This is a genomic window from Nonomuraea sp. NEAU-A123 (assembly GCF_018603905.1).
Classification (GTDB): Bacteria; Actinomycetota; Actinomycetes; order Streptosporangiales; family Streptosporangiaceae; genus Nonomuraea.
This window is the reverse complement of the sequence record NZ_JAHFZZ010000003.1, coordinates 726,927-744,016: the sequence shown is the minus strand read 5'-3', so window position 1 is coordinate 744,016 and position 17,090 is coordinate 726,927. Positions and strand designations below refer to the sequence as shown.

Here is a 17,090-nt window from a genome sequence, read left to right as displayed (position 1 = left end):
CAGGAATGTGGTAAATGACGGAAAAAGTAGCTGACGGTGACACCTCGACGAGGTCTGCTCGCCGCGCCGGACCCTGATCGAGGAGCACGCGGCACCTGGGGCCGGTGGGGAGAATGGGACGGCCGCGTACCTGTACGACGGGTCGTCATCATAAGGTGGGCTTTTACTGAGGAATCGGGCCGGTCGGAGTGGTGGTGAGCGGCGAGGGTTGGCTTCGTGTACCGATCGGCCCCGGGTCTCGCCGTTGGCGCACGGTCGGCACCAGCCGGAACGTCCTCGCGGTGGCGCGTACGGTGACCTCGGCGAGCCGGCTGCTGGACGTGCTGCCGCTGTTCCGTTCGGATCCTCGAGTCCAGGTGCTGTTCACCGTCGCGGCAGGTTCGGCGTTCGACGACGGGGTCGGCGACTATCTGCGGGATGTCGAGGCGCGCGTCGTCTCCTGGGCGCAGGCCGTGGACACGCCGTTCGACCTGGCCGTCTCCGCCAGCGCCAACGGCGAGTTGCACCGGCTGAAGGCTCCGCTGCTGCTGGTGCCGCATGGCGCCGGCCACAACCGGCTGCTCGCCGCCACGAGCGACATCACAGGCGACGCCACAGGCGCCGTCTCGGGTCTTGCCCGGCGCCAGCTCGTGCACGACGGCCGGATCGTGCCGGCGGCCATCGCCCTGTCGCACCACGAGCAGTTGACCCGGTTGGCGGTCGAATGCCCGGAAGCGGTGCCGCTGGCCGTGGTGACCGGCGATCCGTGCTTCGACCGGATCCTGGCGAACGCGGCGCGGCGCGACCGCTACCGGCGCTCCCTCGGCGCCGGTGACCGCAGACTGGTGCTGATCAGCTCCACCTGGGGCCCGAACTCCCTGCTCGGCGCCAACAGCGACCTGGTCGCCCGCCTGACGGGCGAGCTGCCGTTCGACGAGTATCAGGTGGTCCTGGCCGCCCATCCGAACATCCGGTACGGCCACGGCGGCCTCCAACTCCGGCTGTGGCTGGCGGATGCCCTCGACGCGGGTCTGGTGCTGCTCCCTCCCCAGCAGGGCTGGCAGGCGGCGCTCCTGGCGGCGGACGTGGTCGTGGGCGATCACGGGTCGGTCACCTTCTACGGCGCCGCGCTGGGCCGCCCCACTCTCCTGGCCTCCTCCGGGCGCGAGGCCGAGGAGCTCGACCCGGCCTCCCCCACGGCCGCGCTGTCCCGGGCGCTGCCCCGTCTCGACCCGCGCCGGGACCTGCTGGGGCAGATCGAGACGATCATGGATACGTACCGGCCGGGCGCCTATGACGAGGTGACCGGGCGGACGCTCGGCATGTCCGGCCAGGCGGGCACCTTGTTACGGCGCGTCGCGTACCGGCTGATGGACCTCGAACCCGGACCCGACCCCGCCGCCACCGCCCTGCCCGATCCCCTGGGGGAGCGCGGCGAGGTGCTCTCGTTCCTGGTGGAAACCGAGGTCCGGGACGGCACCGTGGCCCTGCGCCGCTTCCCCGCCGTCGGCGAGCCGGGAGAGCGGGTACGGGACCCGCATCTGGTCGTCGACGCCGAGGAGCTGGACCGGCGGCTGCTGGAGAGCGCGGCGATCATCGTCCGCGGGGACGCGGCCGACGGCTGGGCGGCGGAGACCCTGCGGCGTTACCCCGGCTGCTTCATGGCGGCCGAGGTGATCGGTGCGCGGCGGGTCCGGCTGGCGCTGCGGGACGGCCGGCGGTTCGAGGTGACCGCGACCGCTGGAGAGCGCGGCGATCCCGACCCCCGGTGCCTGCCGTCCGCGGTGTACGGCTGGCTGGCGAACGGCAACGGCCCCTTGACCACCGTCCGGGTCGGCGAACGAGAAGCAACGGTCCGCCTCGCCTAGTCACGCACGCGGGCGCGCAGTTCCTCGGCCTTCGGCAGGTTGCCTGAGGCGAGGCAGACCGCGAGGGCCTGCCGCAGATACGCCTCGGCGCTCTCCTGATCGTCCGCGAGGTCGGCCAGCAGCTCCAGGGCGCGTGTCTCCTTGGCCGGGATGCGGCGCTCGCGCATGATGTCCGCGGCGGTCCGTGCCGAGCGCAGCGCCTGCGGGTGGTGGCCGAGCTCGCGGTGGGCCTCGCCCAGCACAAGGTGGATCTTGCCCTGGCTGAGCTCGTCACCGACTTCGACCATGAGGGCCAGCGCGCGGTCGAAGGCCGAGATCGCCGCGTCGTACCGGCCCGCGCGGCTGTGGGCCAGCCCGAGATGGTAGCTCTGCATGCCGACCCCGCGCGGGTTGCCCAGCCCTTCGTGGATGGCCAGCGCCGCGGCGAAGTGGGCGATGGCGTCGTCCGGCAGATCCCGGGCCAGGGCCACCTGGCCGAGCGACTCCAGGACCACCGCCTCCATTCTCGGCTCCCCCGCCTCGCGGGCCGCCTGGTGCGCGCAGCCGAGCTCGGCCCGCGCCTGGTCGGTCTCGCCGAGCTCCAACTGGGCGCGGGCCACCTGGTTGCGCATCCTGGCCTCGACCGCGCGATCGCCGCACCGAAGTGCCGCCGCCACGCCCAGCCGGTTGGTCTCGATCCAGTCGGCATAGTGCTTGCGCGCGTGGTACAGCGGCCACAGGGCCTCGGCCAACTGCCAGACGAGCTCATCCCATTCGAGCGCCGCCGCCGCGCGCAACAGCGCGAGCACGTTGGCCCGCTCCTTCTCCAGCCAGTCGAGGGCCGCACCGGGCGTGGCGAACGGCCGGCCGGCGGCCGGCAGCCGCTCCCGGTGATCGGCCAGGCGCAGGCGCGGACCCATGGCGGCGTCCGCGGCGGCCACCTGCCGCAGGTACCACTCCGCCACCCGGCGCAGCGCCGCCTCCCGCTCCTCGGGCGGGTCCACCCGCCGCGCGCACCGGGCCGCGTGCAGCCGGACCAGGTCGTGGAAGCGGTACGTGTCACCTTCGAGCTCCTCGACGAGGCTCGCGTCGAGCAGCAGGTCCAATGCCAGCTCCGGATCGCCGTCGAGGACGGCCCGCGCCACGCCGGGCGAGAAGCCGGGGCCCGGCAGCGTGCCCAGCAAGCGGTAGAGCCGGGCCGCCTGCTCCGGCAGCCCGGTGTACGCGGAGTCGAAGACCGCTTCGACGATCGCTCTGCCCTCCGTCATCAACTGATCCAGCCGTCGTTCGGCGTCCTCCAGCTCCCTGACCAGCCGATCGACCGTCCAGGTGGGGCGTTGGACCAGCCGCGCCCCGGCCACGCGCAGGGCGATCGGCAGGCCGCCGCACAGCCGTACGAGCTCGCTCACCCGCTCGCGTTCGGCGGCGACGCGGTCCTCGCCGAGCATGCCGGCGAGCAGTCGTACACCCTCCTCGTCCTGGAGCGGCGCGATCCTGACCGGCCGCGCGCCCGCGACGAGCAGCTCGCCGAGCTGGCGGTGGCTGGTCACGACGACCGCGCTGGCGGCGGAGGCGGGGAACAGCGGCGTCACCTCGGCTGCGTGCTCGGCGTCGTCCAGCAGCACGAGCAGCCGCAGGTCGGCCGTCATGGAGCGGAACATGGCCGCCCGTTCGGGCAGCTCCGCCGGGATCCACTCCTCATGGACGCCGAACGCGCGCAGGAATCCGCCGAGGACATCGCTGACCTCGGTGCCGCCCCGATGGCGCAGCGCACCGAAGTCGGCGTACAGCTGGCCGTCGCTGAAGCGTTCGTGGACCTGGTGCGCCCAGCGGCGGCTGACCGCGCTCTTGCCGACTCCCTTGAGGCCGCTGACCACCGCGATCGCCGGTCCCCCTTCGAGGAGACGGTCGAGCAGCGCCAGCTCGGTGGTCCTGTTGACGAAGCCGGGCGGCATCGCGGGCAACTGCCGGGGGATCCGTACGGGCGGCGGAGGCGCGGCGCCTATGGTCACCGACCCTATGTCGCGGGCCTGCACCACCCCGCCGGACACCTGCCCGGACACCTCGTTGCGTATACCTGCGTCATTTCCACCGCTCTCCGGCCCAGCCACGTTTCAGTAGTGTTCCCGCCGGGCCGGACCGTGGCAAGCCGCGCGCTAGTCTGGGAGAACGTCCTTGACGAAAAGAGGCGCGATGGATCCGAGCGTCATTCCCACACTCGCGGCGGTCGTCTCCGCGATAGTCGGCGGCGCCGCGGGCGAAGTCGGCAAGAATGCCTGGACCTCTTTGACGGGCCTCGTACGCCGCCGTTTCGGTGACGATGCCGTGGCCGCCATCGAAACGGCACAGACTCCAGAAGAAACCGCCCAAAGCCTGGTCGAACGCGCTCAGGCGGATCCCGCGTTCGCGGAGACTCTGACGTCGTGGACGGCGGAGACGGCCCGCCTCGTCCAGACCAAACACGACGTGACCAACACGATCAGCGGCGACGCCCGGATCACCGGCCCGGTGCTCCAAGCCGGTGACGTCTTCGGCTCGATCAATTTCGGGAAATCCGGCTGACCTTCGGCAAGTTTCGGTCTGACAAGTCACCCCATTTTGGGCATGCCATCATTTGGGGGGTATTTGGCGCACGATTTGTACGAGTATTTCGTTTCCTGTCCATAGACCAGCCGTCCGCACACAGATACGTTGCACATACCATTCCCAGGCCCTTTGGGAGGACTCTCGCATGTGCGGAATCGCCGGATGGGTGGACTTCGACCGCGACCTGACCAATGAACGCGCCACCGGCCAGGCCATGACCGAGACGATGTGCTGCCGCGGCCCAGACGATGAGGGACTGTGGCAGTCGCCGCACGCCATACTCGGCAACCGGCGGCTCGCGGTGATCGACGTCGAGGGCGGCCACATGCCCATGACGGCCGAGGGCCCCGTTGTCATCACCTACAGCGGGGAGGTCTACAACTTCGTCGAGCTGCGGGACGAGCTGGCGGCCAAGGGGCACCGCTTCCGCACCAGGAGCGACACCGAGGTCGTGCTCCACGGTTATCTCGAATGGGGTGCGGGCGTCGCCGACCGGCTCAACGGCATGTACGCCTTCGCCGTCTGGGATGACCGCAGCCAGGAGCTCCTGCTGGTGCGCGACCGCATGGGCATCAAGCCGCTCTACTACTACCCGCTGCGCGACGGCGTGCTGTTCGGCTCCGAACCGAAGGCGATCCTGGCCAACCCGCTGGCCGAGCCGGTGGTGGACGCCGACGGCCTGCGCGAGCTGCTCACCATGGGCAGGAGCCCGGAGCAGGCCGTCTTCAAGGGCATGCGTGAGCTGCGCCCCGGCCACCTGCTGCGGGTACGCCGGGAAGGGCGCTCCCTCCGCCGCTACTGGGCGCTGGAGCCGCGCGAGCACACCGACGACCTCGACGTCACGGTCGGCACGATCCGCACCCTGCTCGAAGACATCGTGGGCCGCCAGCTCGTCTCGGACGTGCCCCTGTGCAGCCTGCTGTCGGGTGGGCTGGACTCCAGCACCATCACCGCGCTGGCCAGGAAGAGCGGGCAGATCCGGTCGTTCGCGGTGGACTTCACCGGCTACGCGGAGAAGTTCCAGCCCGACGAGCTGCGCGGTGACCCGGACGCGCCGTTCGTCAAGGAGCTCGCGGACTACGTCGGCACCGACCACACCGACATCACCCTCGACACCGCGGAGCTGACCGACCCGCGTCTACGCTCGGCGGTGGTGCGCGCCTGGGACCTGCCCCACTTCCTCGGCGACATGAACAGCTCCCTGTACATGCTGTTCAGGGCGATCCGCGAGCACTCCACGGTGGCCCTGTCGGGCGAGTCGGCCGACGAGCTGTTCGGCGGGTACGCGTGGTTCCACCTGCCGCAGGCGGTCGAGGCCGACACCTACCCCTGGCTCGCGATGGTGATGCGCGACCACAACCCGGGCGATCTGCTCGACCGGGCGCTGGTCGACCGGCTCGACATGCCGGCGTTCACCGCCGACAGTTACCGGAGCGCGCTGGCCGAGGTGCCGTACCTGCCCGGCCAGACCGGCCACGAGCGGCGGATGCGGGAGGTCTGCTACCTGCACCTGACCCGGTTCCTGCCGGTGCTGCTGGACCGCAAGGACCGGCTGAGCATGGCCGTCGGCCTGGAGGTCCGCGTGCCGTTCTGCGACCACCGGCTGGTCGAGTACGTCTTCAACACGCCGTGGGCGATGAAGAACTTCGACGGCAGGGAGAAGAGCCTGCTCCGCGCCGCAGTCACCGACCTGGTGCCCGAGTCGATCCTGCGCCGGGTCAAGAGCCCCTATCCGGCGACCCAGGACGTCGCCTACGAGCAGGGGCTCCGCGACACGCTGCGTGACCTTGCCTTCGCCGGGAAGGCGCCGGTTCTGGAACTGCTCGACGCGGCGGCCGTCAGGGAGATCACCACGGCCACGGTCGGCAAGACGACCACCACGATGTCGAGGTTCAGCCTGGAATTGGCCCTGGACCTGAACGTCTGGCTCGAGTCCTACGGCGTCCGCCTGGATCTGTAGGTCTGGCAGCTCACCGACAGGAGCCCATCGTGATCGTGTACAACCCGAATGACCCTGTGTTACGCACCGATCCGTATCCCACGTACCAGCGGCTGCGGGAGGAAGCCCCGCTCTACCACCACGAATCGGCACCCCACTACTGGGCGCTGTCCCGCCACCGGGACGTCGAGTCGGCCTGGCGGGACTTCGAGCTCTACTCCAGCGATCACGGCGCGGTGATCGAGCAATGGGCCCCCGACGCGCGGAACACCATGTCGTTCCTGGCGATGGACCCGCCCGAGCACAGCCGGATCCGCGCGCTGATCGCCCGCGGGTTCACCCCCGCACGGGTCGAACGGCTCCGGCCGCGCATCGCCGAGCTCACCCGGGGCTACCTGGAGCCGGGGCTGGACAAGGAGGCGTTCGACTTCGTCGCGGACTTCGCGAGCATGATCCCGGTCGACGTCATCTCGGAGCTCATCGGCGTTCCGGAAGCGGACCGGCCCATGCTGCAACGCCTGTCAGAGGCGATCATGGAGCGCGAGGATATCGACGGCAAACTGACCGACAGACTGCGCGACGCGATGACGCAACTGGCCGGCTACTACCACGAACTGGTCGAGGAGCGGCGGCGCCGGCCCCACGAGGACCTGGCCACTGCCCTGCTCGAAGCGGAGATCGACGGCGACCGGCTCGATCACGGTGACGTGGTGGCGACGCTCATGCTGCTGGGGACCGCGGGAAACGAGACGACGATCAAGCTGCTGGGCATCGCCTGGCGTCTGGCGTGGCAGCACCCGGACCAGCGCGAGCGCGCGTTCGCCGACGTCGACGCGTGGGTGGAGGAGAGCCTGCGGTTCGAGGGGCCCTCCCAGTACACCGCCCGGCGGGTGACGCGCGACGTGCGGCTGTACGACGAGACGGTCCCCGCCGACTCCATGATGCTGCTGCTCATGGGCGCCGCCAACCGGGACAAACGGGTCTTCCCCACCGCGGAACACTTCCTGATCGGCCGGGACACCTCCGAGACGCTGGCGTTCGGCGTGGGCCCGCACTTCTGCGTGGGCGCCGCGCTGGCCCGCCTGGAGGCCCGGGTCGTGCTGCGCGAGGTGGCCGCGATGGTGCGGCCCGACTACGAGGTGCACCTGAAGCACGCGGTGCTGGCCCGTAGTTCGAGCGTGCGCGGATACACCCGGCTGCCGACGACGATCACACCACGGGCCCGCTAGCCCGGCCGTACGGTGATCGTTTTGGAGCTGCCGCCCCGGTCCGACAGCCGTCCCCACCTGAGCGTGAGCTTCGCGCCGGTCGTGGCGCCGGCCAGGAGCGGATGGCCGCGCAGCACCCGGGCCACCGGCCGGTCCCAGGTCACGGTCAGCTCGCTCAGATCCCGCCGGGGATCCGACACGGTCACCGTGGCCGTGCCGTCGCCGCGCTCCCTGACGAGCACCGCGCAGGGAGCGGACGCGGTCAGGCCGCCGGCGGCTCCGGCGTTCCAGAAGTTGACGGCGGTCAGGCCGAGCGACGGCACCTGGACACCCTGCTGCCGCGCGGTGTTGACGAGCACCCGCAGCCAGGCCGGGTCCGTGGCGCGGGCCCGGGTCTGGGCCGGGGTCGCGCCCGGAAGGAGCGAATAGACGTAACCGGCCGCGTCCGGGTCGATCCCGTGGTCAAGCCAGAGGGTCACATAGCTTCGGGACACCGAGCCGGCGGTGCGGTGCTCGCGCAGCGTGCGCAGGAGGCCGTGGAAGATGTAGCCACCGTGCCCGGCCAGGTGCGCCCAGCCCGCCTTCTGATCGAGCGTGAGAAGCGCGCCGGTCCTGCGGTTGTCCACGATGGTCTCCACCGGTACGCCGTCCCGCCCGGTGATCCCGGCGCCCAGGCAGACCACGGCGTCGTCGAGGAAGAACCACGACTTGAACGCCTCCATCGTGCTCTCGAAGCCGTTCAGGTGCTGGCCGACCGCCGCGTACGTGCCGTCCGTGGCCCCACCCACCCAGCGGCCCGGCGGGCAGGTGTCGCCCCACCCGTCACCGGCGCCGTCGGCCAGCCGCTTGGTGGAGACGGTCGTGCCCGGCAGCCGGTACGGGTCGACGGTCGGCCAGAACGAGTCGGAGTACTGGTCGCCATGGCCCTTGGCCCACCAGTAGAGCATTCCCGAGCCGGTGTGCCAGCCGCGGGTGTTCTCGCCGTTGCCGTGCTCGTAGTGGCCGATCCGGTTGGAGGCCATGCTGAGGCCGGCGCACCAGCCCGGCCCGCGATGGACGGCGCGGGCGCTCATCGGCAGCAGCCGGTGCCCGGCCGACTCCGGCGAAGCGGGGATCGCGTCGTCGTCCAGGACGGCGGCGAGGCGGGCGTGGAACCCGAGGTCGGCCTCGTCGAGCATGGGCTTGACCGTGTCACGTACCGCCCAGCCCTTGACCAGCCCCTGCCAGCGGGTCCGCGCCGCGCCGGGCGCCGCGTCGCCCAGCAGCAGGATCGCCGAGGCGATCATCCGTCCCCTCTTGTGGTCACCGTACGGATCCCGGCCGATCCCGCGCCCGCTGACGAGGTCCATGCAGAAGCCGTCGTGGACGAACGGCGCGAACGACCGCTCGACCATGTCGAAGATGTTCGGGGCGGTGATCTCCCACGGCGTGCCGCGCAGCACCGCGAACAGCGTCGCGAGGCCGGACAGCATCACGGCTCCGTACCCGCCCTGGTAGGGGACGGAGGTGTGCTGGAGGAACGAGCCGTCCCGGTAGAAGCCGTCGCCCTCGGTGACGTACGGGAAGACCGGCGACAGCGCCGAGACGGCCAGCGCGGCCTTGTCCGGGTCGGCTCCGAGGATGGCACGCAGCAGGGTCACCGTGCACAGGTCCACCCGGTTGGCGCCGGTGCTGTTGCCGCTGTAGTCGTCCAGGCGCCGTTCGGGGACGAAGTGGTCCACGGCCTCGCTCAGTGCCCTGCACTGCCGGTCCGTCAGGTGCGGGCCGATCAGCAGGGCCACGTCGAGGAGCCGCTTCGGAACGCCGATCTGCCAGGGCCACCAGTTGCCGGCCGGGCGCGCGCCCGCCGCGTACACCTGCCGCCGGTAGTGGTCGAGGCCGGTGGCGACGGCCGCTCCCAGGCTCGCGTCGCCGGTCAGGCCGGTCCCGGGCAGGGCGTACGCGCGGGCCATGGCCTGCAGCCGCACCGTGGTCTCGACGAAGGACGGGAACACCAGGCCGGGCCAGAGCGACGTGCCGACCGGCGCCATGCTGTCCCGATAGCCGGCCGCCGTCCTGCCCAACCGCACCAGCCTGGTCCGGTACGGCTCAACGGCCGCGTCGAACCCCGCTCCCGCCGACACGTCCCGCCACCGGCGGCGCAGGAGGGCGAAGTCCGCCGCGTGGGCGGCCCGCGCCGGGAAGGCGCCGGTCCTGGAACTGCTCGACGCGGCGGACTTCGCGGTGGGGATCAGCCTCCCGGCCACGGCGGCACCGCCGAGCCGGAGGAGTAATCGCCGGGAGTATCCGTTCACGGAGGGATTATCGCGGATCAGTCCTTCGTGACGATCCCGATGAGCTCGGTGGCGGCGGAGAAGTCGGCGGTCAGCCGGTTCTTGGTCACCGCGAACGCGATACCGCTCGCCGTGTCCCCGTACGCGAAGCTCCCACCTGCGCCGCCCATCCCGAACACGCTCGTAACCGGCTCGGCGGCACCCGGCAGGCCGATGGAGAACCCCAGCCCCCACGTGGCCGGATTGCCGAAGACCTGGTCGATGCCCTCGGCCGTGACGGTCGTGACCTCGCGCAGCCGCTCCGGCGAGATGAGGCGTGTACCGGGGACGTCGCCCAGGAGCGCGGCGTACATGCGCGCGATGGCGCGGGCCGAGGTCTTGCCGCCCGCCGGGATGTCGGCCTCCAGGACGTCCTCCCGGTTGCCGAGTGCGGCCGACGGGAACGTCGCCGGCGGCCCCGCCCTGAACATCGGCGAGTCCGCGGGCAGGCCCGCCATCATCTCCCCCGCCCCCTCCGGGTCCTCCAGCCGGGCCAGCCGGCCGTGCTCAGCGGCCGGCATGCCGAAGTAGAGCTCGTCGGCCACGCCCAGCGGCCCGGTCACCTCCTCGCGCAGTACCTGCGAGATGGGCTTACCGGTCGCCCGGCGGACGATCTCACCGAGGATGTAGCCGAAGGTGTAGGCGTGATAGCCGACCGCGGCGCCCGGCTCCCACCACGGCTCGGCGTCGGCGATGGCCGCGCACATCTTGTCCCAGTCGCACAGGTCCGCCACGGTGGTGTCCGCCGGCACGCCCGGCACGCCGGCCGCGTGGGTCAGCACGTGCCGGACGGTCGCCGCGCCCTTCCCGTGCGCGGCGAACTCCGGCCACAGCTCCGCCACACGCGTGTCGTACGAGAAGGCGCCGCGCTCGGCGAGCACGTGCACCACCGTCGCGGTCGCCGCCTTCCCGATCGAGTAGTTGTAGAACACGCTGCCTGATGTCACCGGCCGTCCGGTCGCCGGATCCGCGATCCCGGCGACCGCGTCCACCAGTTGCTCGCCGTGCAGGTAGACGGCGACCTGCACGCCACGCTCCGCCCCCGACTCGACCATCCGGTCGATGGCCCGCTGAACCCGCTGCTGGATGTCGCTCATCCCCGCTCCCTCCGCCTGCTGCTACCGCTGTCGCAGGTGTAGACAGGCTAGCCACCGCAAACTCATCGGAAGCGGCGCTGACGAGCTCGACGGCCCGCCTGGTGCCCCGAGCCGGGCACGCTAGGCGGACCGTCAAGCACGTCCCGAGACCTGGCACGCTGGGCGGCCGTCAAGCACGTCCCGCGGCCCGACGCGCTAGGCGGTCGACGACCGCCGCCTGAAGCCTGGCACGCTAGGCGGCCGTCGAGCGCCGCCTGATGCCTGGCACGCTAAGCGGTCGTCGAGCGTCGCCTGAAGCCGACCAGCCCGATGCCGCCGCCCACGAGGCCGACGATGATGCCGGCCACGCCCATGATCCGGGCAGTGCCGTCGGACACCGGCGACGAGGCGGCCTGCTTCATCATGGCGACGCTCTGGGCGGCCTGCGTGGCGGGCGGAGACGCCGCGGGCATGGCCATCCCGGCGTGCTCGTCGCCGCCGGAGGCCGCCACCAGCTTCAGCGTGGGCGTCGGATGCTCCGCCTCAGTGCCGTCGGCCTTGGGCTCATCCGCCCACTTGACGACCTCGCCACCGGAGTAGGTCTGCTCGGTGGGGAAGGCGATCTCGTCCACGTCCTTGGGCAGTGGCCCGACCGACACCTCGAACTCCTGGAACTGTCCCGGCTCGATCTTGCCGCCGGTCCAGGTGATCTTCAGGACGGATTCGGTGACCTTGTCCCCGTCGTCGGCGACGATGGGCTCGGGCAGCTTGCCCTCGGTCAGCTCGGCCTTCCAGCCGGGCACGGGCTTGACCGAGACGAACGGCAGAGGGTGGTCGGTGGGGAAGGTGACGACGAGCTTGGTGGTCGAGGCGTCGTCACGCTCATTGGGCACCCGGAAGGCGAGCTTGGTCCAGCCGCCCTTCTCCGCGGTGCCGGGGTTGATCGAGACATGTGCGAGTGCGGGCACGGCGAGGCCGACCGTGAGGGCCAGGGCTGCCGCGGCGATGGTACCGATTCGGCGGTAAAGCATGGGGTCTCCACTTCGTTTTCAGAAATGCCGGACATGACGCTCAAGCAGGCTGCTCGCGTCGTGGGGAGTCAGGCAGAACGAAATGGAGGTCCGCGCCGTACGACCGCGTACCGCAACATGTGCTCGCGCGGCCGGTCGGAAACGAGGTCCGCGGCCACGGGAGCGGCGAGCGGCCACATGGGGTCGTTGACGGGCGGGAGGATCCGTACGGCGCGCGCGGCGAGACGGCGCAGCAGCGACCAGAGCGCGGCCTCGCCACCGGCCAGCCACCACGCGGTCAGCAGCGTGGCGACGGCGTGGCACAGGAACATACCGGGCCAAGTGCTCTGCCCATGTACTCCGGCCAGATGCGGGGTCTCCCCCTGCGAGGCGAACAGCACGTGCAGGCCCACCTGCGCCGTGCCGAGCAGCCCGATGATCAGCGGCCGGGATCGCTCCCTGCCGGCCATCGCGGTGGCCGCGGCCAGTACGACGGCGCCCGCGCCCGCGACCATGGCCGGCCCGGGTGCGTTGCCACCCGCCAGCCAGTGCCCGATGGCGGACAGGGCCACGCAGACGACCGTGAACGAGGCCGACCGCGCGAGGCGCAACGGCATCCGGGCGCGCGTCACGCCCACCTGCCGCCACGAATCCTGAGTACTGGTCACGGTCAGGCCAGCTGCTCCTTGATCTCCGCGATCTCGGCGGTCTGCTCAGTGACGAGTCGTGCCGCCATCTCGATCGTGGGAGCGTGCTTCCCGCCACTCTGCGCGGCCGAGGCCATCATGACGCCGTGGTCGAGGTGCTGCGAGATCAGCGACAGCCAGAGCTTGTCGAACTCCTTGCCGGACTTCGGGCTCAACTGGGCGACCTGCTTGGCGACACCCTTGTCGTCCTCGGCCGGCACGGCCACCTGCCAGGACTTCAGCCACGACGACATCTTCTGGATGTCGGCCTTCTCACCGGCTTCCAGCTTCTCGCTCAGCTCGCGTACGTACGGCGTGGTGGTGCGTTTCGCGACCAGTTCGGCCAGCTGAATGGTCTGGCGATGGTGGGTGATCATGTCCTGGCTGAAGCGGACGTCTTCCTGGTCGTAGGCGGCCATGGCGGCGGGCGCTCCCGCCGCTGATGCGGCACAGCCGCCGGCCAGCGCTACGCACAGCAGCGCGCCGGCAATCGTGGTCCAACGCATGCTTCCCCTTGTTGGGGTGGGGATGGGTCACGTGGAGATACGTGGGACACCGGATAACAGTTCAACAACGGACCGGTCGGCGCGTCACTCACGAGATGGCCAAGAGTGACGCGCTCGCCGATGCTGCGGTACCAGGCATTCGTTGCGACCCCCCGGCTGGATGGGTGACGACTCCAAATCGGGACGGTCGGATCGCATAACGGTCCCGAACCGGGTGACCAGCCAGCGCCGATCAACGGATCGGGGTCGGCCGGAGTCGGACGACCGGCCGGAGTCGGACGACCGATCGGGGTCAGGAGTCATTCCCGGTCAGGTGGTGGGCAGGTTCACCAGGAACAGTGGCTTGGTGGTCGGCTGCGTGGAGCCGCCGGCCGGTTCGACGGTTACGCCGATCTTGGCTACTCCGGGTCCCGGGGCGGTGATCACCGGCAGCATGTGGCCTGCGGCGTCGGCGGTGAGCAGTCCGGCCGAGCTGATCTGTCCAGGGGCCAGTTGCCAGAGTTGGTACACGCTGCCTTCCGGCAGGTCGGCCAGCCCCGCCGCCAAGAAGACCATCTTGCCCCGCGAGCGTGACACGACCACCGTGCCGCGACCGCCCTGCCGGGCCGAGGCCGTGGCGGTGCGGGAGTCCGGCGCCGTCAGCACGGCGGCGACCTCACGATCCGTACGCCGTACCTGTTCCAGCTCGTCGCGGGCCCGCAAGGCGGTCGCACCGAGCACGGCGACCGCTGCCAGACAAGCGGCAACGCCCACGGCCGCCACCAGCGGCCGCCACCGTGACCGCCGCCGCGCCCGTCCCTCTGGCCGCCGCCGTAGCCCCCTCTGTGCCCGTCGCTCTGCCCACTCCTCTGACCGCCCCGCCGGCCGTCTCTCGGACCACTCATCCGACCGCCCCGCCGGCTGCCCACCTGACCACTCGTCCGACCGACCCACCGGCCGTTCCTCTGCCCACCCCTCTGGCCGCCGCTGGGGTTGCCACTGGGATTGGTCCCCGTGGGTGGGTTCGGCGACGGTCGGTGGGGCCTGCCGGACCTGGTCGATCTGGGCGAAGACTCGGTCCTTGAGGGCGGGCGGTGGCTCGATGGCCACGGCGGAACCCAGCCGGGCCGCCGTCTCGGCGAACCCCGCGATCTCCAGGGTGCAATCGGGGCACCCGGCCAGATGGTCCTCGAAGCGGTGCCGTTCGATCTCGTCGTCAATGGCGTCCAGCGCGTACGCGCCCACCAGCGTGTGCGGATCGGACCCGCCGGTCGTACCCCTCATCGCTCCACCCCCAGGCAGTCGCGCAGCCGGATCAGCCCGTCGCGCATCCTGGTCTTCACCGTCGCGAGCGGGACTTTGACCAGCTCAGCGACCTCACGATAGGAGTATCCGCCGTAATAGGCGATGGTGACAGACTCTCGCTGCAGCGCGGTCAGGCCCTGAAGGCAGCGGCGCAGGCGCTCGCGTTCCAGCCGGCCCTCGACGGACTCGACCACCTCGTCGAAGGGCCGGTACACCTCCATCCGGGCCGCCCGCTCTTCGCGGTCCATGCTCGCCTGAGACGAGCGGACCCGGTCGATGGCGCGGCGGTGCGCGATCGTCAGCACCCACGCCAGCCCCGAACCCCGCCCCGACTGGAAACGGGCCGCGTTGCGCCACACCTCCACGAGCACCTCCTGAGCGACCTCCTCGCTCTGGGCCCGATCCCGAAGCACCCGCAGCACCAACCCGAACACCCGCGGCGCCACCGCCTCGTACAGCCGCTCGAACGCCGCCCTGTCACCCCGCGCGGTGGCCTCCAGCAGCTCCTCGACCCCCGGTGGCTGCCCACCTCCGCGACCCGGCTGCGGTCCCGCCTCGAAACGACCCGGCTCACGTCCCGCTGCGAAGCGACCCGGCTCGTGTCCCGCCTCGAAGCGGTTCGGCTCGATGCGGTTCGGCTCGCGTCCCGCTGCGATGCGGCCCGGTTCGCGTCCCGCTTCCATGCACCCTCCAACGGTGGTCGACGCGGCGCCGACCATAGGTGCTTCGGATCAGAGAGCGCAATGGATGTCCGGAAACCGGTACGGCTTAGGCGCGATGTCACATATCGCGCTCATCCCACGCACCGTCCAGAAGCCGCTACGGCTTACGCGCGATGCCGCACACCGCGCTCACCACCTTGGACGGCTCATTCCACGCGTCGGTCGGCCGCCGCCACTCGGGAGTGGGGACGACGCCGGGCTCGACGAGGTCGAGGCCCTCGAAGAAGGTGCCGATCTGCGCGGGGCTGCGCAGGTGGTAGGAGTTGGCGGCGGCCTTGTTGTAGGCGCTGACGGCCGCCATCAAGGCCGGGTTGGTGTTGGTGCCGTCGCTGAGCACCAGGTAGCTGCCCGACGGTAACGCGGCCACCAGCCGGTCGACGATCGCCCACGGGTCGTCCTCGTCGGGCAGTTGCCCGGCGATGCTCAGCATCACCAGGGCGATCGGCCGGCTGAAGTCGAGGGTCTTGGCCGCGCCTTCGATGATCACGTCGGGGTCGCGCACGTCGGCGTCGATGTACGCGGTGACGCCCGGATGAGTGCTGGTCAGCAGGGCCCGGGCGTGGACCAGCACGATGGGGTCGTTGTCGACGTAGACCACCCGGGTCTCGGGCGCGGTGCGCTGGGCGACCTCGTGGATGTTGTTGGCCGTCGGCAAGCCGGTACCGATGTCCAGAAATTGCCGGACACCGGCCTCCTCCACCAGGTACGTCACCGCACGGATGAGGAATTCACGTTGCAGCCGGGCAACCTCGGCGAAGTCAGGAAATGTCCGGAGGAGCAGCTCGCCGGCCTCACGGTCGGGCGCGAAGTTGTCCTTGCCGCCCAGCAGGTAGTTCCACACGCGGGCTGAATGAGGGATGGTCGTGTCAATGCGTTCCCAGGCGGACTGGCCGGCGGGGCTGTCATCGCTCATGACACTCCATTCCAGAGGGTGACCGTGGCCCCCGGCCACACTCGTCCAAGGGCTACTTTAGTGGCCTATTTCGGGTACTTGATCTCACCCGGCGGCGACGGCCTCGATCTCCAGAAGCCATGCGCTGTCGAAGATCTCGGCGATGATCACCGTCAGTGCCGGCGCGTGCTCACCGAGCACCTCCCGGCGTATCGCGCCGTTGACATCGGCGTATCGGCGATCGGACAGGAACGTCGTCACCTTGACCAGGCTCGACACCTCCAGGCCCGCCTCGCGCACGGCGGCGAGGACGTTGGACCAGACGAGCCGGCACTGCGCTTCGAAGCCCTCGGGGACGGTGCCCTCTCGGGTCTGCGGGATCTGACCGCTGATGAACAGGAGCCTGGACGCCCCGTCGACCGCCAGCGCCTGCGTATAGCCGCCGAGGGCTTCGGGCGCGCTGTCGGCGTTGATGGGAATGAGTTTGATCACACCACATGCTCTCAGCCCCGGCGGGTCTGGAGGTGCGCGGTCGCGGTGGCCACGGCCACGGTCTTGCCGTCGGGCGCGATGAGCTCGCCGGCCAGGAAGCACACCTCCCTGCCGCGCCGCACCACCCGCCCCCGGCCGATGAGCCGCCCCGGCCGCGCCGGGCGGAGGTATTGGACGTGCAGGTCGAGGGTGACCGCGAACTGGTCCTCCGGCAGCGTCGCGACCAGCGCGGGACCGAGCGTGTCGTCGAGCATCGCGGCGAGGAAGCCGCCCTGGATCACACCGATGGGATTGACGAACCGCTCGCTCGCCTTGAAGGCCACCTCGATGGTGCCCTGGCCGGGATCCACCTCGATCAGCTCCCAGCCCAGGGTCTCGGCCGCGGCGGGCGGCGAGACCCGCCCGGCCAGCATGTCCCAGAACGGCCCACGTCTCCGCGGTTCGGTGTCCATGAGCCCGTATTCAACAGGCCCGTACCGACAATTCCGCGGGCGGCAGCTCGGAGGTGACCCGCGCGCACCACGGTAAACACAACGCGGGGAAACGGCCCT

The 17,090-nt window shown here is 70.8% G+C and carries 15 protein-coding genes; 4 read left to right on the top strand and 11 right to left on the bottom strand.

Going from position 1 to position 17,090, the window contains the following annotated elements; all coding sequences use genetic code 11:
- The first annotated feature begins 281 nt into the window (after positions 1–281).
- Positions 282–1,847, top strand: coding sequence for a hypothetical protein (locus KLK06_RS11920; RefSeq protein ID WP_214635410.1), 1,566 nt, complete (start codon positions 282–284; stop codon positions 1,845–1,847).
- On the opposite strand, the gene KLK06_RS11915 is transcribed toward KLK06_RS11920, so the two are convergent.
- Entirely contained in the window at positions 1,844–3,889 is a 2,046-nt protein-coding gene (locus KLK06_RS11915) for a tetratricopeptide repeat protein (protein ID WP_214635409.1), read from the bottom strand. The two genes, KLK06_RS11920 and KLK06_RS11915, sit on opposite strands and share 4 nt — an antisense overlap.
- A gap of 130 nt (positions 3,890–4,019) precedes the next feature.
- On the opposite strand from KLK06_RS11915, the gene KLK06_RS11910 reads away from it, so the two are divergent.
- From KLK06_RS11910 to KLK06_RS11900, 3 genes are all read left to right on the top strand, one after another.
- Positions 4,020–4,388, top strand: coding sequence for a hypothetical protein (locus KLK06_RS11910; RefSeq protein WP_214635408.1), 369 nt, complete (start codon positions 4,020–4,022; stop codon positions 4,386–4,388).
- 169 nt (positions 4,389–4,557) lie between these two features.
- Positions 4,558–6,372 carry an asparagine synthase (glutamine-hydrolyzing) gene (asnB, locus tag KLK06_RS11905; RefSeq protein WP_214635407.1) on the top strand — a complete coding sequence of 605 codons (1,815 nt, stop codon included), beginning with the start codon at positions 4,558–4,560 and terminating at the stop codon, positions 6,370–6,372.
- A gap of 29 nt (positions 6,373–6,401) precedes the next feature.
- Positions 6,402–7,580: a cytochrome P450 gene (locus KLK06_RS11900; RefSeq protein WP_308168205.1), complete on the top strand. Its 1,179-nt coding sequence runs from the start codon at positions 6,402–6,404 to the stop codon at positions 7,578–7,580.
- On the opposite strand, the gene KLK06_RS11895 is transcribed toward KLK06_RS11900, so the two are convergent.
- From KLK06_RS11895 to KLK06_RS11850, 10 genes are all read right to left on the bottom strand, one after another.
- Complete coding sequence (locus KLK06_RS11895; protein ID WP_214635406.1) at positions 7,577–9,853, bottom strand: polysaccharide lyase 8 family protein; 2,277 nt, start codon at positions 9,851–9,853, stop codon at positions 7,577–7,579. The genes KLK06_RS11900 and KLK06_RS11895 overlap by 4 nt on opposite strands.
- A gap of 17 nt (positions 9,854–9,870) precedes the next feature.
- Positions 9,871–10,968, bottom strand: coding sequence for a serine hydrolase domain-containing protein (locus KLK06_RS11890; RefSeq protein WP_214635405.1), 1,098 nt, complete (start codon positions 10,966–10,968; stop codon positions 9,871–9,873).
- Positions 10,969–11,237: 269 nt separating this feature from the next.
- Complete coding sequence (locus tag KLK06_RS11885; RefSeq protein ID WP_214635404.1) at positions 11,238–11,978, bottom strand: YcnI family protein; 741 nt, start codon at positions 11,976–11,978, stop codon at positions 11,238–11,240.
- A 68-nt stretch (positions 11,979–12,046) separates the two neighbouring features.
- The gene (locus KLK06_RS11880; protein WP_214635403.1) at positions 12,047–12,625 is read right to left on the bottom strand and encodes an MFS transporter; all 579 of its coding nucleotides are present in this window, start codon (positions 12,623–12,625) and stop codon (positions 12,047–12,049) included.
- Positions 12,626–12,627: 2 nt separating this feature from the next.
- Positions 12,628–13,149 (bottom strand): DUF305 domain-containing protein, encoded by a 522-nt coding sequence (locus KLK06_RS11875; RefSeq protein WP_214635402.1) that lies wholly within the window; start codon positions 13,147–13,149, stop codon positions 12,628–12,630.
- A 309-nt stretch (positions 13,150–13,458) separates the two neighbouring features.
- Entirely contained in the window at positions 13,459–14,412 is a 954-nt protein-coding gene (locus tag KLK06_RS11870) for an anti-sigma factor domain-containing protein (RefSeq protein ID WP_214635401.1), read from the bottom strand.
- Positions 14,409–15,116: an ECF RNA polymerase sigma factor SigK gene (gene sigK, locus KLK06_RS11865; RefSeq protein ID WP_214635400.1), complete on the bottom strand. Its 708-nt coding sequence runs from the start codon at positions 15,114–15,116 to the stop codon at positions 14,409–14,411. Before sigK ends, KLK06_RS11870 begins: the two co-directional genes overlap by 4 nt.
- Positions 15,117–15,252: 136 nt before the next feature.
- Positions 15,253–16,068: an SAM-dependent methyltransferase gene (locus KLK06_RS11860; protein WP_214635399.1), complete on the bottom strand. Its 816-nt coding sequence runs from the start codon at positions 16,066–16,068 to the stop codon at positions 15,253–15,255.
- 84 nt (positions 16,069–16,152) lie between these two features.
- A complete protein-coding gene (locus KLK06_RS11855; RefSeq protein WP_214635398.1) occupies positions 16,153–16,539 on the bottom strand; it encodes a RidA family protein in 387 nt (128 codons plus the stop codon).
- Between the two features lie 11 nt (positions 16,540–16,550).
- Positions 16,551–16,991: a PaaI family thioesterase gene (locus tag KLK06_RS11850; protein ID WP_214635397.1), complete on the bottom strand. Its 441-nt coding sequence runs from the start codon at positions 16,989–16,991 to the stop codon at positions 16,551–16,553.
- Positions 16,992–17,090 lie beyond the last annotated feature (99 nt).

Coding starts and splice junctions, on each gene's coding strand:
- KLK06_RS11875 (WP_214635402.1), bottom strand. CDS start 13,149: ATGCGTTGGACCACGATTGCCGGCGCGCTGCTGTGCGTAGCGCTGGCC.
- KLK06_RS11890 (WP_214635405.1), bottom strand. CDS start 10,968: ATGAGCGACATCCAGCAGCGGGTTCAGCGGGCCATCGACCGGATGGTC.
- KLK06_RS11860 (WP_214635399.1), bottom strand. CDS start 16,068: ATGAGCGATGACAGCCCCGCCGGCCAGTCCGCCTGGGAACGCATTGAC.
- KLK06_RS11885 (WP_214635404.1), bottom strand. CDS start 11,978: ATGCTTTACCGCCGAATCGGTACCATCGCCGCGGCAGCCCTGGCCCTC.
- KLK06_RS11850 (WP_214635397.1), bottom strand. CDS start 16,991: ATGGACACCGAACCGCGGAGACGTGGGCCGTTCTGGGACATGCTGGCC.
- KLK06_RS11910 (WP_214635408.1), top strand. CDS start 4,020: ATGGATCCGAGCGTCATTCCCACACTCGCGGCGGTCGTCTCCGCGATA.
- asnB (WP_214635407.1), top strand. CDS start 4,558: ATGTGCGGAATCGCCGGATGGGTGGACTTCGACCGCGACCTGACCAAT.
- KLK06_RS11870 (WP_214635401.1), bottom strand. CDS start 14,412: ATGAGGGGTACGACCGGCGGGTCCGATCCGCACACGCTGGTGGGCGCG.
- sigK (WP_214635400.1), bottom strand. CDS start 15,116: ATGGAAGCGGGACGCGAACCGGGCCGCATCGCAGCGGGACGCGAGCCG.